General features: G+C 68.5%; 14 protein-coding genes. 10 read left to right on the forward strand and 4 right to left on the reverse strand.

Annotated elements, in window-relative coordinates; genetic code table 11:
* Nucleotides 1–52: 52 nt before the first annotated feature.
* The 3 genes from ACZ5Z2_RS06480 to ACZ5Z2_RS06490 all read left to right on the forward strand — a co-directional run bounded on the left by ACZ5Z2_RS06480 (nt 53) and on the right by ACZ5Z2_RS06490 (nt 2,694).
* Nucleotides 53–814, forward strand: coding sequence for an NAD kinase (locus ACZ5Z2_RS06480; protein ID WP_464761133.1), 762 nt, complete (start codon nt 53–55; stop codon nt 812–814).
* Nucleotides 815–1,336: 522 nt separating this feature from the next.
* Nucleotides 1,337–2,266: a 5'-nucleotidase gene (locus ACZ5Z2_RS06485; protein WP_464761134.1), complete on the forward strand. Its 930-nt coding sequence runs from the start codon at nt 1,337–1,339 to the stop codon at nt 2,264–2,266.
* Complete coding sequence (locus ACZ5Z2_RS06490) at nt 2,263–2,694, forward strand: hypothetical protein (protein WP_464761135.1); 432 nt, start codon at nt 2,263–2,265, stop codon at nt 2,692–2,694. Before ACZ5Z2_RS06485 ends, ACZ5Z2_RS06490 begins: the two co-directional genes overlap by 4 nt.
* A 35-nt stretch (nt 2,695–2,729) precedes the next feature.
* Here ACZ5Z2_RS06490 and ACZ5Z2_RS06495 read toward each other — a convergent pair whose 3' ends face one another.
* The gene (locus ACZ5Z2_RS06495) at nt 2,730–3,620 is read right to left on the reverse strand and encodes an aldo/keto reductase (protein ID WP_464761136.1); all 891 of its coding nucleotides are present in this window, start codon (nt 3,618–3,620) and stop codon (nt 2,730–2,732) included.
* A gap of 126 nt (nt 3,621–3,746) precedes the next feature.
* Between ACZ5Z2_RS06495 and ACZ5Z2_RS06500 the strand changes: the two genes are divergently transcribed.
* The gene (locus tag ACZ5Z2_RS06500) at nt 3,747–4,133 is read left to right on the forward strand and encodes a LiaF transmembrane domain-containing protein (protein ID WP_464761137.1); all 387 of its coding nucleotides are present in this window, start codon (nt 3,747–3,749) and stop codon (nt 4,131–4,133) included.
* Between the two features lie 33 nt (nt 4,134–4,166).
* A complete protein-coding gene (locus ACZ5Z2_RS06505; RefSeq protein WP_464761138.1) occupies nt 4,167–4,898 on the forward strand; it encodes a sulfite exporter TauE/SafE family protein in 732 nt (243 codons plus the stop codon).
* Here the strand turns inward: ACZ5Z2_RS06505 and ACZ5Z2_RS06510 are convergent, their stop codons facing one another.
* The gene (locus tag ACZ5Z2_RS06510; protein ID WP_464761139.1) at nt 4,899–5,774 is read right to left on the reverse strand and encodes a DMT family transporter; all 876 of its coding nucleotides are present in this window, start codon (nt 5,772–5,774) and stop codon (nt 4,899–4,901) included.
* A gap of 125 nt (nt 5,775–5,899) precedes the next feature.
* Between ACZ5Z2_RS06510 and ACZ5Z2_RS06515 the strand changes: the two genes are divergently transcribed.
* From ACZ5Z2_RS06515 to ACZ5Z2_RS06525, 3 genes are all read left to right on the forward strand, one after another.
* Complete coding sequence (locus ACZ5Z2_RS06515; RefSeq protein WP_464761140.1) at nt 5,900–7,072, forward strand: acyl-CoA dehydrogenase family protein; 1,173 nt, start codon at nt 5,900–5,902, stop codon at nt 7,070–7,072.
* Between the two features lie 254 nt (nt 7,073–7,326).
* The gene (locus ACZ5Z2_RS06520; RefSeq protein WP_464761141.1) at nt 7,327–7,830 is read left to right on the forward strand and encodes a nucleotidyltransferase family protein; all 504 of its coding nucleotides are present in this window, start codon (nt 7,327–7,329) and stop codon (nt 7,828–7,830) included.
* A 10-nt stretch (nt 7,831–7,840) separates the two neighbouring features.
* Complete coding sequence (locus ACZ5Z2_RS06525) at nt 7,841–10,108, forward strand: thiamine pyrophosphate-dependent enzyme (RefSeq protein WP_464761142.1); 2,268 nt, start codon at nt 7,841–7,843, stop codon at nt 10,106–10,108.
* Between the two features lie 53 nt (nt 10,109–10,161).
* On the opposite strand, the gene ACZ5Z2_RS06530 is transcribed toward ACZ5Z2_RS06525, so the two are convergent.
* Nucleotides 10,162–10,557, reverse strand: coding sequence for an MAPEG family protein (locus ACZ5Z2_RS06530; protein ID WP_464761143.1), 396 nt, complete (start codon nt 10,555–10,557; stop codon nt 10,162–10,164).
* Nucleotides 10,558–10,654: 97 nt separating this feature from the next.
* Here ACZ5Z2_RS06530 and ypfJ point away from each other — a divergent pair, with 97 nt between their 5' ends.
* Nucleotides 10,655–11,521: a KPN_02809 family neutral zinc metallopeptidase gene (gene ypfJ, locus ACZ5Z2_RS06535; RefSeq protein WP_464761144.1), complete on the forward strand. Its 867-nt coding sequence runs from the start codon at nt 10,655–10,657 to the stop codon at nt 11,519–11,521.
* Nucleotides 11,522–11,615: 94 nt separating this feature from the next.
* Entirely contained in the window at nt 11,616–11,984 is a 369-nt protein-coding gene (locus ACZ5Z2_RS06540) for a YkgJ family cysteine cluster protein (protein WP_464761145.1), read from the forward strand.
* A 19-nt stretch (nt 11,985–12,003) separates the two neighbouring features.
* On the opposite strand, the gene ACZ5Z2_RS06545 is transcribed toward ACZ5Z2_RS06540, so the two are convergent.
* Nucleotides 12,004–12,603 carry a peroxiredoxin gene (locus tag ACZ5Z2_RS06545; protein ID WP_464761146.1) on the reverse strand — a complete coding sequence of 200 codons (600 nt, stop codon included), beginning with the start codon at nt 12,601–12,603 and terminating at the stop codon, nt 12,004–12,006.
* Between the last annotated feature and the right edge of the window lie 25 nt (nt 12,604–12,628).

A 12,628-nucleotide genomic window follows, 5' to 3' on the forward strand; every position in this document is an offset into this window, starting at 1 on the left:
GCCGCATCCATGCGGTAAGCTCCGACGCATCTCCGTGGAGCCAACCGCAGCCATGCGCCTCGCCTTCGTCGCCAGTGACACCAGCGTCGCCCAGCAGGCGCGGCGCAAGCTCGTGGAGCGCTACGGCGACGCGCATGTCGAGGAGGCCGAACTGATCGTGGCCCTGGGCGGCGACGGTTTCATGCTGCGCACCCTGCACGCGCACCTCGCGCTGGGCGTGCCGGTGTACGGCATGAAGCTCGGCCGTGTCGGCTTCCTGATGAACAAGCACCGCCTCGACGACCTGCCCGAGCGCGTGGCGCGCGCGCACGCCGCCGAACTGTTCCCGCTGGAAATGCAGGTGACCGACGCGGCCGGCCACGCACACACGGCGCTGGCCTTCAACGAAGTCTCGCTGCTGCGCCAGAGCAACCAGGCCGCGCACATCGAGGTGAAGCTCAACGACGCGGTGAAGCTGCCCAACCTGATCTGCGACGGCGTGATGGTCGCCACGCCCGCCGGTTCCACCGCCTACAACCTTTCCGCGCACGGGCCGATCCTGCCGCTGGACGCCAACGTGCTGGCGCTCACCCCGATCAGTCCGTTCCGCCCGCGCCGCTGGCGCGGCGCGATTCTGCCGCATCGCACCGCGGTGAGCCTGCGCGTGCTCGACCCCGGCAAGCGCCCGGTCAGCGCCACCGCCGACTTCCACGAAGTGCGCGACGTGCGCGAGGTGTCGGTGCGCCAAGCCGCGGGGCAGGGCGTGCGCCTGCTGTTCGATCCCGAGCACAACCTGGAGCAGCGCATCCTGGACGAGCAGTTCGCACAGGACTGAACGCCACATCCGTCATGGCGGCCTTGTTCGGCATCCCGGTTTTGTTCGCCATCCTGGTCTCGTTCGTCATCCCAGCGAAAGCCCACTGCTGTCCGGAATAATTTTGAACATTCGTGGCCACGGTCTTTCTCGTCATTCCGGCGCAGGCCGGAATCCAGTGGCCGTGCGGCCTGAGCGAACATGGTCGCTACTGGATCCCGGCCTTCGCCGGGATGACGGTCTGGATAGGTGGTCGTTATCGGAAATGAAGTCGCCTTCTCGCAATGCTTCGTGCAAGCGGCGCGGGCCTTCATCCTTCGACACCATCCCCAGATTATTCCGGACAGCAGTGGGCGAAAGCCGGGATACAGGGTCTTTCGCACCGCTGCGAGGAAATCCAAGTCGCTGGATCCCGGCTTTCGCCGGGATGACAAGATAGGCGGTGTTCCGATACGGGATGACGGGATATAGGCGATGGGGTATGCGATGACGTGAAGGTGCTGCAGGCGGCGATCATCCGTTTTTTGCGCTAGATTCACGGCCATGTCCAAGCGCCACGACGATACCCACGACCCTTCCTCGTCCACCGACAACCGCCTGGTCGTGGCGATCTCCTCGCGCGCGCTGTTCGACCTCGGCGACAGCCACGCGCTGTTCGAGCGCGACGGGCTCGACGCCTACCGCAACTTCCAGATCGAGCACGAGAACGAGATCCTGCAACCCGGCGTGGCCTTCCCGCTGGTGCAGAAGCTGCTCGACCTCAACAAGCTGGCGGGCGACGTGCCGCCGGTGGAGGTGATCCTGCTGTCGCGCAATTCCGGCGACACCGGCCTGCGCATCTTCAACGCGATCCAGCATCACGGGCTGGAGATCAGCCGCGCCGCCTTCACCAGCGGCGCCCCCACTTCCGACTACATCGCGCCGTTCAAGGCCGACCTGTTCCTTTCCGCCAACGCCGAGGACGTGGGCCGTGCGCTCAAGGCCGGCGTGGCGGCGGCCACCATCCTGCCCAGCGTCGCGCCGCCGCGGATGAGCGAGCAGTTGCGCATCGCCTTCGACGGCGACGCGGTGATCTTCGGCGACGAGGGCGAGCGCGTCTCGCGCGAGGAGGGGCTGGAAGCCTTTCATCGCAGCGAGCACGAGCACGCTGACGAGCCGCTGTCGGTGGGCCCGTTCCGCGGTTTCCTCACCGCGCTGCACCGCTTGCAGGCGGCGTTTCCCGCCGAGAACTCGCCGATCCGCACCGCGCTGGTCACCGCGCGCTCCGCGCCCGCGCACAAGCGCGTCATCCTCACCCTGCGCCGCTGGGGCGTGCGCATCGACGAGGCGCTGTTCCTCGGCGGCCGCGACAAGGGGCCGTTCCTCGACGCATTCGGCGCCGACATCTTCTTCGACGACTCCCCGGCCAACGTGGAGTCGGCGCGCAGGCACGTGGCCACGGGGCACGTGCCGCATGGAGTAAGCAATCGGTGAGCGTAGATGGAGGCGAGAACCGGTTCCCTGCGCGGGAAGCGTTCGAGTACGCCTACAGAAATTTCCACGAAGCGCTGGAAATCCTGTCGTGTGAGCCGGCCGAGCAGGTGCGCCTCAACGGCAACTGCAACACGGCATTTGAGGTGGTGCTCGACGTGTCCGATGGGCGTTACCTGCTGACGTCGGAGGCTGGCTATCTTTCCGATCGACAAAAGACCGCCATCGGCACTTTTCTCGATGGGATCGACAAGCTCCCCTTCAGGCGACACTCCGGACGCGAAGCCGATTCCGAGGCGCGGTTGGCATCGAATCTGACCGACATGCTTCAACCCTGCCTGGTGCCGATCCGGGCGCAGGCCAAAGAACTGATGGGCGTGCTTGCCTCGGCAACCCTGTTGAACAGGGGCTACTTCCAGAGTCTTTGGTAGCTCTCTGGCGCCTGGTGGTTGGCAAGCGCCATCTGCTACGGCACAGGGTGCCCCTTGCTGGCCGTCCAGATCGCGTACCAGTCCTCGGTGTCCAGCGAAACGTCCAGCGCGGCCACGGCCTCGCGCAAGCCCTCGATGCGGCCGCTGCCGGTGATCGGGTGGGGGCGCGAGGGATGCCGCAGCACCCAGGCGAAGGCCAGTGTGGCGAGGCTGATGCCTAGGCGTTCGGCGATGCCCTGCATCTCGGCGCGCACGCGCATCGCCTGTGCGTCCTCGCCGGTGAACAGGCGACCGCCGGCCAGCGGCGACCACACCATCGGGCGCAGGCCGAGCTGCTGCGCCTGATCCAGCGTGCCATCGTCAAGCGCGTCCATGTGCAGGGGCGAAAGCTCGACCTGGTTGGTCGCGAGCGGGTGGAACTGGTCGAGCAGGGCGAACTGGCTGGCCGAATGGTTGGACACGCCCCAGTGCGCCACCTTGCCTTCGCGGGTGAGCGCCGTGAACGTCTCTGCCAGCGCGGCGGCGTCCATCAGGTAGTCGGGGCGATGGATCAACACCAGATCCAACTGTTCGGTGTGCAGCTTGCGCAGCGACTGCTCGACCTGTGCCCGCACGTAGGCTGGCGAGGCGTCGTAGTGGCTCACCCGGTACGGACGCTGCGCCGAGCGCAGGCGGATGCCGCACTTGCTCACCAGCTGCATGCGCCGGCGCAGCGCGGGCGCCGCCTGCAGCGCTTCGCCGAACAGGGCCTCGGCGCCGTAGTCGCCGTAGATGTCTGCGTGGTCGAAGCTGCTGATGCCCAGCTCCAGCGCCTGCTCGATCCAGCGCACGCGCTCCGGCACGGACAGGTTCCAACGGGCGATGCGCCACAGGCCGGCGACGATGGGGGAGAGCTGCGGCGTGGCTGGTGCGCGTGTGTTCGTCATGGCGGGTTCGGCGTGGGCGGCGGGTTTGGGCGACCATTATGGTGCAGGCGTTTCGGGTGACGCTTGTCACTGGGCTGCCCGGCCAGGCGTGTCTATCGTTGTGCCATCTTCCGGAGGGGAACGACGATGGCAGACAACGATACGGGCTTCAGCGGGCGGCGCGGCAGCCGCATCATTCCGGCCGTGCTGGTGATCGCGGTGGGCGTGCTCTTCCTGTGCGTCACCCTGGGCGTGCAGTTTCCCTTTCTCAATTGGGCGAACTGGTGGGCGTGGTTCATCCTGATCGGCGCGGCGTGGCCGCTGTCCGAAGCCTGGGAGCGCTACCGCGCCACGGGCGCGCTGGACGATGCGGTGTGGCATTCGCTGCTGCACGCGCTCGCCGTCGTGATGGTGGCGGCGATCTTCATCCTCGGCCTGTCGTGGGCGAAATGGTGGCCGTTGTTCGTGATCTTCGGCGGCTTGCACATGCTGGTGCGCGATCCGCGGGGCCGGAGCGGGCAGGAGGTGCGGTAGTCTGCGCCTTTCGCTTCGCGTGCTGGGGTGCCGGTGCTGATCGCCGTCCTGACGATACTGTTCATCGCCAGTTTCATCCGCTCGGCCTTCGGCTTCGGCGAAGCCTTGATCGCGGTGCCGCTGCTGGCCTTCGCGATGCCGGTGGATACGGCGGCGCCGATCGCCGCGCTGGTGTCGATCACGGTGGCGGGCGTGGCCGTTGCGCAGGACTGGTGGCACATCCATTTCCGCAGCGCGGGCCGCTTGTTCCTGGCCACCGCGGTGGGCACGCCGCTCGGCCTGTGGGCGCTGCACGCACTGGATGGGCAGCGGGTAAAGATGGCGCTCGGCGCGGTGGTGATGGCGTTCGCGGTGTTCGCCCTGCTGCGCCGCCGGCAAGCCGCGCTGCACGACGACCGCCATGCCTGGATCTTCGGCTTCGGCGCGGGCGTGCTCGGCGGCGCGTACGGCATGAACGGGCCGCCGCTGGTGGTGTACGGCACGCTGCGCGGCTGGTCGCCGCGGCATTTCCGCGCCACTCTGCAGGGCTATTTCCTGCCGGCCAGCCTGATGACCATGGCCGGTTACGGCTTCACCGGCTTGTGGACGCCTGTCGTGACCCGCGACTACCTGCTGGCGCTGCCCGGCGTGCTCGTCGCCATCGTGCTTGGACGCATGTTCAACCGGCGGCTGGGCGGAGAGGCGTTCGTGCGTTGCCTGCACGCGGGCCTCGTGCTGGTCGGCGCAATGCTGCTGTTGCAGTCGAGGGGCTGGCTGGGCGACTAGTCACAGCACTTTCGCGCGCCGCCACCAGCCCGTCATCTTCTCCTCGCGCACCAGCGTGAACAGCCCCGCGCCGAGGATCATCACGATGCCGGCCAGCATCGGCCAGTCGAGGCGGTCGCCGAAGAACCAGTAGCCGAACGCGATGGCCCACAGCATCTGGCTGTACTGAGTGGGCGCCACGCGGTTGGCGTGGGCGATCAGGGTGGCATGCATCAACAGCACGTTGGCCAGCGCGGCGAGCAGGCCGTAGCCGGCGAGCAGCAGGGTCTGCTGCAGGTCGGGCCAGGCGAAGTGCGGCAGCATCAGCACGCCGCCGGCCACCAGCGGGCCGATGATGCCGGCGCCGTACAGGCTCGCGCGCTTTTCCTCGCTGCCGGCCATGCGCAGCGCCACCACCGACCCCGCCGCCGCGATGCCGCACAGGATCGCCGCCAGGTGGCCGACGCCCAGCGAGCGGAAGCCTGGACGCAGCACCACCAGCACGCCCGCGAAGCCCACGAACACCGCCGTCCAGCGCCGCCAGCCCACGTGCTCCTTCAGCAGCAGTACCGAGAGGATGGTCACGAAGATCGGCATCAGGAAGATCATCGAGAACACCTCGGCCATCGGCAGCAGGGTGAACGCGGTGACCGAAGTGATGTTGCCCACCGCGCCGGCCAGCGCGCGCACCCACCACAGCGCCGGGCGGCGCGCCGAGAACACGTCGTGCCAGCGGTCGCCCTTGTCCATCACGAAAGGCAGCGCGACGAGGCCCAGCAGGCCGCCGAAGAACACCGACTCGTAGGGCGGCACGCCGCCGTGCACGGCCTTCACGAAGGCATCGCTGATCGCGAAGGCCGCAAAGCTGGCGAAGCCCAGCAGCACACCCTTGAGCATGGAGTTTCCGGGGCAGGGGGAGGACGGGCCATGATCGCATGCCGCCCGCTGCTGCGCCCCGTCATGACCCGCGCCGGGCGCGCGGGTAGAATTGGCGGTTTCCCCTTTCCACCACTGGAACGCCCATGGCTGCCGCCCGCCTGAACCCGCTCGACCTGTACGACGTCCGCTCGCTGCTCTCCGACGAGGAGCGCATGGTGCAGGACACCGTCGGCCGCTTCGTCGACGAGAAGGTGCTGCCGATCATCGGCGACGCGTTCGACCAGGCGCGCTTCCCCAGCGAGCTGATCCCGGAGATCGCCAGCCTCGGCCTGCTCGGCGCCACCATCCCCGAGAAGTACGGCTGCGCCGGCATGAGCGGCGTCAGCTACGGCCTGATCTGCCAGGAGCTGGAGCGCGGCGACTCGGGCCTGCGCAGCTTCGCCTCGGTGCAGAGCTCGCTGGTGATGTACCCGATCTACGCCTACGGCAGCGAAGAGCAGAAGCTGGAATACCTGCCGAAGATGGCGGCGGGCGAGATCATCGGCTGCTTCGGCCTCACTGAACCGCACGGCGGCTCCGACCCGGCCAACATGAAGACCCACGCCAGGAAGGACGGCGGCGACTGGGTCATCAACGGCGCCAAGATGTGGATCACCAACGGCAACCTCGCGCAGATCGCCGTGGTGTGGGCGCAGACCGAGGACGGCATCCAGGGCTTCATCGTGCCGACCAGCACGCCGGGCTTCACCGCCCAGCAGATCCACAAGAAGATGAGCCTGCGCGCCTCGGTCACCAGCGCGCTGTTCCTCGACAACGTGCGCGTGCCGGACGCCAACCGCCTGCCCAACGTGAAGGGCCTGAAGGGCCCGCTGGGCTGCCTCACCCAGGCGCGCTACGGCATCACCTGGGGCCCGATCGGCGCCGCGCAGGCCTGCCTCAAGGAAGTGATCGACTACACCGCCGAGCGCGTGCTGTTCGGTCGCCCGCTGGCCGCCAACCAGGCGATCCAGCTCAAGCTCGCCGACATGGCCCGGCGCATCACCACCGCGCAGCTGCTCTCGCTGCAGCTGGGCCGCCTCAAGGACGCGGGCACCATGCAGCCCACCCAGGTCTCGCTGGCCAAGTGGAACAACTGCCGCATGGCCATCGACATCGCGCGTCAGTGCCGCGACATCCTCGGCGGCGCGGGCATCACCACCGAGCACGGCGCGATCCGCCACGCGCTGAATCTGGAATCGGTGATCACCTACGAGGGCACCGAGACGGTGCACGAGCTGGTGGTGGGCCGCGAGCTGACTGGCATCAACGCGTTCTGACCACCCACTCCCTCTCCCCTGCGGGACGCGGGGAAGGGCCATGGATGGCCCTGCCTTGAGGAGCGAGGAAGAGGGCTGGGGTGAGGGGCCGGATTCGCGGCAGCCTTCATTCGAAGCGTGCTTCGATCAGGCATCGTCGCAAGAGTGTCCCCTCACCTCGATCCTCTCCCCGAGGGGGAGAGGAAGAAACCTTGTCCCGACTATCGCATCCGCATCGAAACCAACCGCCTGATCCCGCGCACCCATTTCGACGCATGAGCCACATCCCGCCCGCGCTGTTCGTCGCGCTCACCGAGCTGGTGCCCGACCTGCATGTGCATTGTGCCGAGCCGTGGTGCCTGATCGGCAGCGCGGCGGCGCGCCTGCTCGGCGCCGAAGTGAGCGTAGCCGATGTCGACGTGCTGGTTTCGCGCGCCGATGCCGAGGCATTGACGACGCTGTGGGCCGATCGCCGCGACGCCGCGCATGTCCCCGCCGGCAATGACCGCTTCCGCTCGCATTTCGCCCGCTTCCGCTTTCCCGGCCTGCCGGTGGAAGTGATGGGCGGGCTGCAACTCGACCAGGGCGAAGGCTGGCGGCCCGTATCGCCGGGCCGGCTGGTGCTGGCCGGCGTGCAGGGCATAGCCGTGCCGGTGCCTGCGCTGGACGAGCAGATCCGCATCCTCGAATCCTTCGACCGCGACAAGGATCGCGAGCGTGCCGCCGCCTTGCGCCGCCTGCGCCAACCTTCCGTGCTTTCCATCGTTTCCTCTTCCTGACGATACCGCCATGACCATTACGCCCGCTCCCATCGCCGCCCGCCACAAGGGCTTCAACCGCGCCGAGATCGTCGACCAGAATTTCACCGAGTTCGTGCAGCAGTGGCAGGGTGAGGTGCATGCCGCGCCGCGCGACGACGCGCCGGTGCTGCCGGGCAGCGCGCTCGATGCGCGCGGCTTCCGCGAGCTGCTGGAGTCGCAGCTGATCTCGCGCCATCTCGACCTGATGGCGCGCGTGCTGCGCGTGCAGAACAAGGTGTTCTACACCATCGGCTCGTCCGGCCACGAGGGCAACGCGATGGTGGCGCGGCTGACCCGCCACACCGACCCGGCCTTCCTGCACTATCGTAGCGGCGGCTTCATGGCCGAGCGTTTCCGCAAGCTGCCGGGGATGGATCCGGTGATGGATTCGGCGCTGAGCTTCGCCGCCAGCAAGGACGATCCGGCCTCCGGCGGTCGCCACAAGGTCTGGGGCAGCAAGCCGCTCTGGGTATTGCCGCAGACCTCCACCATCGCCTCGCACCTGCCCAAGGCGCTGGGCACGGCAGTGGCCATCGATCATGCGAAGCGCATCGGCCACACGCTGCCGATCCCCGACGACTCCATCGCCATCTGCTCGTTCGGCGATGCCTCCAGCAACCACGCCACCGCGCAGACCGCGTTCAACGCCGCGGCATGGACGGCCTACCAGAAGCTGCCCGCGCCGGTGCTGTTCGTGTGCGAGGACAACGGCATCGGCATCTCGGTGAAGACGCCCACCGGCTGGGTCGCCAGCAACTTCCAGTCGCGCTCCAACCTCGATTATTTCTACGCCGACGGACTCGACCTCGCCGAGGGCTACGCCCAGGTGCAGCGCGCGGTGGAGCATTGCCGCGGCACGCGCCGCCCGACCTTCCTGCACCTGCGCACCACCCGCATCATGGGTCACGCCGGCACCGACTTCGAGATCGAGTGGCGCAGCATCGAGGAGCTGGTGGCGGTGGAGGCGGGCGATCCGCTGCTGCGCTCGGCGGCCATCGCGCTGGAGTCGGGCCTGTACACCAAGGCCTCGCTGCTGGAACTCAACGAGGCCATCCGCAAGCGCTGCTTCGCCGCCGCCGAGGAGGCCGACCGCCGGCCGAAGCTGGAGCGCCTGGACGACGTGATGAAGCCGCTGGCGCCGTATACGCCGGCCAAGGTGAAGGCCGAGGCCGAACGCGCCGACTATGCCGACGCGCGCCTCAAGGCCTTCGGCGGCGAGGCGAAGCTGCCGGAGAACCAGCCGCCGCGCCACCTCGCCATCCAGATCGGCCAGGCCCTGCACGACGTGATGGCGAAGTACCCCGAGTCGCTGCTGTTCGGCGAGGACGTGGCGCAGAAGGGCGGCGTGTACACGGTGACCAAGGGCCTGCACAAGGCGTTCAGGAACACCCGCGTGTTCAACACCCTGCTGGACGAGACGGTGATCCTCGGCCTGGCGCAGGGCTACGCCAACATGGGCATGCTGCCGATCCCGGAGATCCAGTACCTCGCCTACTTCCACAACGCGGGCGACCAGATCCGCGGCGAGGCGGCGTCGCTGCAGTTCTTCTCCAACGACCAGTACCGCAACCCGCTGGTGATGCGCGTGGCTTCGCTGGGCTACCAGCGCGGCTTCGGCGGCCACTTCCACAACGACAACTCGATCGCCGCGCTGCGCGACATCCCTGGCCTCGTGGTCGGCTGTCCCTCGCGCGGCGACGACGCGGCCACCATGCTGCGCACGCTCACCGCGCTGGCGAAAGTGGACGGCCGTGTCTGCGCCTTCCTCGAACCCATCGCGCTGTACATGACCAAGGATCTGTACGAGGCCGGCGACGGCCACTGGCAGTTCGCCTATCCCGCGCCGGGCGAGGCGATGACGCTGGGCGAGGGCCGCGTCTACGACGAGCAGGCGAACGACCTGGTGGTGTTCACCTTCGGCAACGGCGTGACGATGGCGCTGCGCGCCGCGCGCAGCATCGAAAAGGAACTGGGCTGGAAGGTGCGCGTGGTGGATCTGCGCTGGCTGGCGCCGCTCAACGACGCCTTCATCGCTGCGCAGGCGAAGAACGCCAAGCGCATCATCGTGCTGGACGAGGGCCGCAAGAGCGCTGGCGTGGGCGAGGGCGTGATCACCGCGATTGTCGAGGCCGGCTTCGGCGCCACGCCGCTGGAGCGCGTGGTGGGTGCCGATACCTTCACCCCGCTGGCCGGCGCCGCCTTCCTGGTGCTGCCGGGCGATGCGGACGTGGTGGCGGCGGCGCGCAAGCTGGCGTGAACGGGGCGGTACGTCTGGGAGCGTGAGTCACTCACGCTCCTGGCCGGGCGGGATCAGCCGGCCAGCAGCGCGCGCCCCATGCCGGCCAGCGCCATCAACAGCACCGCGGCCCAGCCCAGCATGCCCAACAGATAGCCGCCGCCGCGGCGCGCGGCGTCCTTGAGATAGCCCAGCACGTACCACACGCGGCCGACGATCCACACCAGGCCCGCCACGCCGGCCCAGCCGCCGTAGCCGTAGTGCACGGCCAGCCACAGCGTGGGCAGGAACAGCAGCACCGCTTCCAGCGTGTTCATCTGCACGCGATAGGCGCGCTCGAACGCAGGGTGGCCGCTGGTGGCCGGCGCCTTGATGCCGTACTTGCCGCGCGCGTGGCCCACCACCCACATCGTGCCGAACTGCAGCAGCACCGCGAGCAGGACGACCAGTTCAGGCAACTGCTGGAGCATGGCGTTTCTCGTTACGGAGGGTGCGCCACTGTAATGGTTTGGTGCGACGATGTGCGAGGCGCTATCGTCGCGGCGCATATCGACACGGGAGGGGAACATGGACTGGCAGAAGGGCGAACGCAGTCAGAACGTCGAAGTCGACAGCGGCGGTGGTGGCGGTGGCGGCATGGGTTTCGGCGGTGGCCGCGGCCTGGGGCTGGGCGGCATCGTGATCCTGGCCATCATCGGCTGGGTGTTCTTCAAGAACCCGCTGGCGCTGCTGTCGGGCAACCAGACGGGCGCCGCGCCGCCGGCCGCGAACAGCCAGCCGGCGCAAGTGGATCCGCAGCAGAAGGACTTCGTCAGCGCGATCCTCGGCTCCACCGAGAAGACCTGGGGCGACTACTTCGCCGCGGCGGGCAAGACCTATACCGATCCCAAGCTGGAGCTGTTCAGCGGCGGCGTGAACACCGCCTGCGGCGCGGCGTCCACCGCGGTGGGCCCGTTCTACTGCCCGGGCGACAAGAAGATCTACCTCGACCTGGATTTCTTCCGCGAGCTGCAGGATCGCTTCCACGCCAGCGGCGATTTCGCGCGCGCCTACGTGATCGCGCACGAGGTGGGCCACCACGTGCAGGACGAACTCGGCATCTTCGACAAGGTGCGGCAGCTGCAGCGCCGGGGCGTGCCGATGGACGGCGCCGACGGCCTCTCGGTACGGCAGGAGCTGCAGGCCGACTGCTTCGCCGGCGTGTGGGCCAACCGCAGCGAGCAGCGCCTGCAGTGGCTGCAGCCGGGCGACGTGGAGTCCGCGCTCAACGCGGCCAGCCAGATCGGCGACGACACCCTGCAGCGCGAGGCGCGCGGCACCGTGGTGCCGGATTCCTTCACCCACGGCACCTCGGCGCAGCGCGTGAAGTGGTTCAAGGCCGGCATGCAGAGCGGCGACATCAACAGCTGCAACACCTTCGCCGGCGAGCCCTGAGCCTGCCGGCAGCGGGCGGCATCTTCCGCCGGCGCGTGGGCGGCCCTAGAATCCGCCCGCTGCGCGCCTCGGGGTGCGCCTTCGCCGGCTTGTCATGAGTCACCCCTGCCTGAGTTGCGGCGCGTGTTGCGCCTATTTCCGCATCGCCTTCCACTGGTCGGAGACCGACCCGTCGCTGGGCGGCACCGTGCCCGTCGAGCTCACCGAGAAGCTCGACCCGCACCGCGTGGTGATGCGCGGCACGCAGTCGAAGACGCCGCGCTGCGTGGCGCTGGTGGGCGAGATCGGCGTGGCCGCGCACTGCGGCATCCACCCGATCAAGCCCTCGGTGTGCCGCGAGGTGGAGCCGTCGTGGGAGTTCGGCCGGCACAGCCCGCAGTGCGACAAGGGGCGCATCGCCCACGGCCTGCGTCCGCTGACGCAGGCGGACTGGGCCGGCGTCGACGGAGCGGAACCGGCTTAGTCCGAACGACGGGCGACGATCAGGGCGCGGCGCTCTTCTGCAGGCGCTGCACGATGGCCAGCGACTGCTTGACGTGATCCTCGGGGTGCAGGTGGTCGGCCTCCGAGGACAGCATGGAGACGATCTTGCCGTCGCGCCCGATCACGAAGGTGGTGCGCGGGATGAAGCCGTGGTCGATGGCCTGGCCGTGCACGTCGGTCGCGCCGGGTTCCGCCGGGTGCAGCTTGAGTCCGTAGGACGCGGCGATCTTGCCGTCGGCGTCCGAGGCGACCGGGAACTTGCCGGCGCAGTAGTTCGGGTCGGACGAGAACGTGTCGAGGCGCTGGATGCTGTCGGCCGAGACGCCGATGATGGTGGCGCCCGCGGCGTCGAACTTCGCCTTCTGCGTGGCGAAGGTGTGCGCCTCGATGTCGCAGCCGCCGGTGTAGGCCGCCGGATAGAAATACACCACGACCGGCCCCTTCTTCAGGGCGTCCTGCAGCGAGAAGCTGAAATCCTTGCCGGCGAGGCTGGCCTCGGCGGTGAAGTCCGGCGCCTTCGCGCCCTGGCCCAGTGCGGCGGATGCCGGCGTCGCCAGCAGCGCCGTTGCCGCGAGCGCGCTCGCCGTCATGAGGCTCATGTATCGATTTTTCACTGCGGTCGTC

It is taken from the genome of Rhodanobacter sp. G1, from assembly GCF_055397855.1.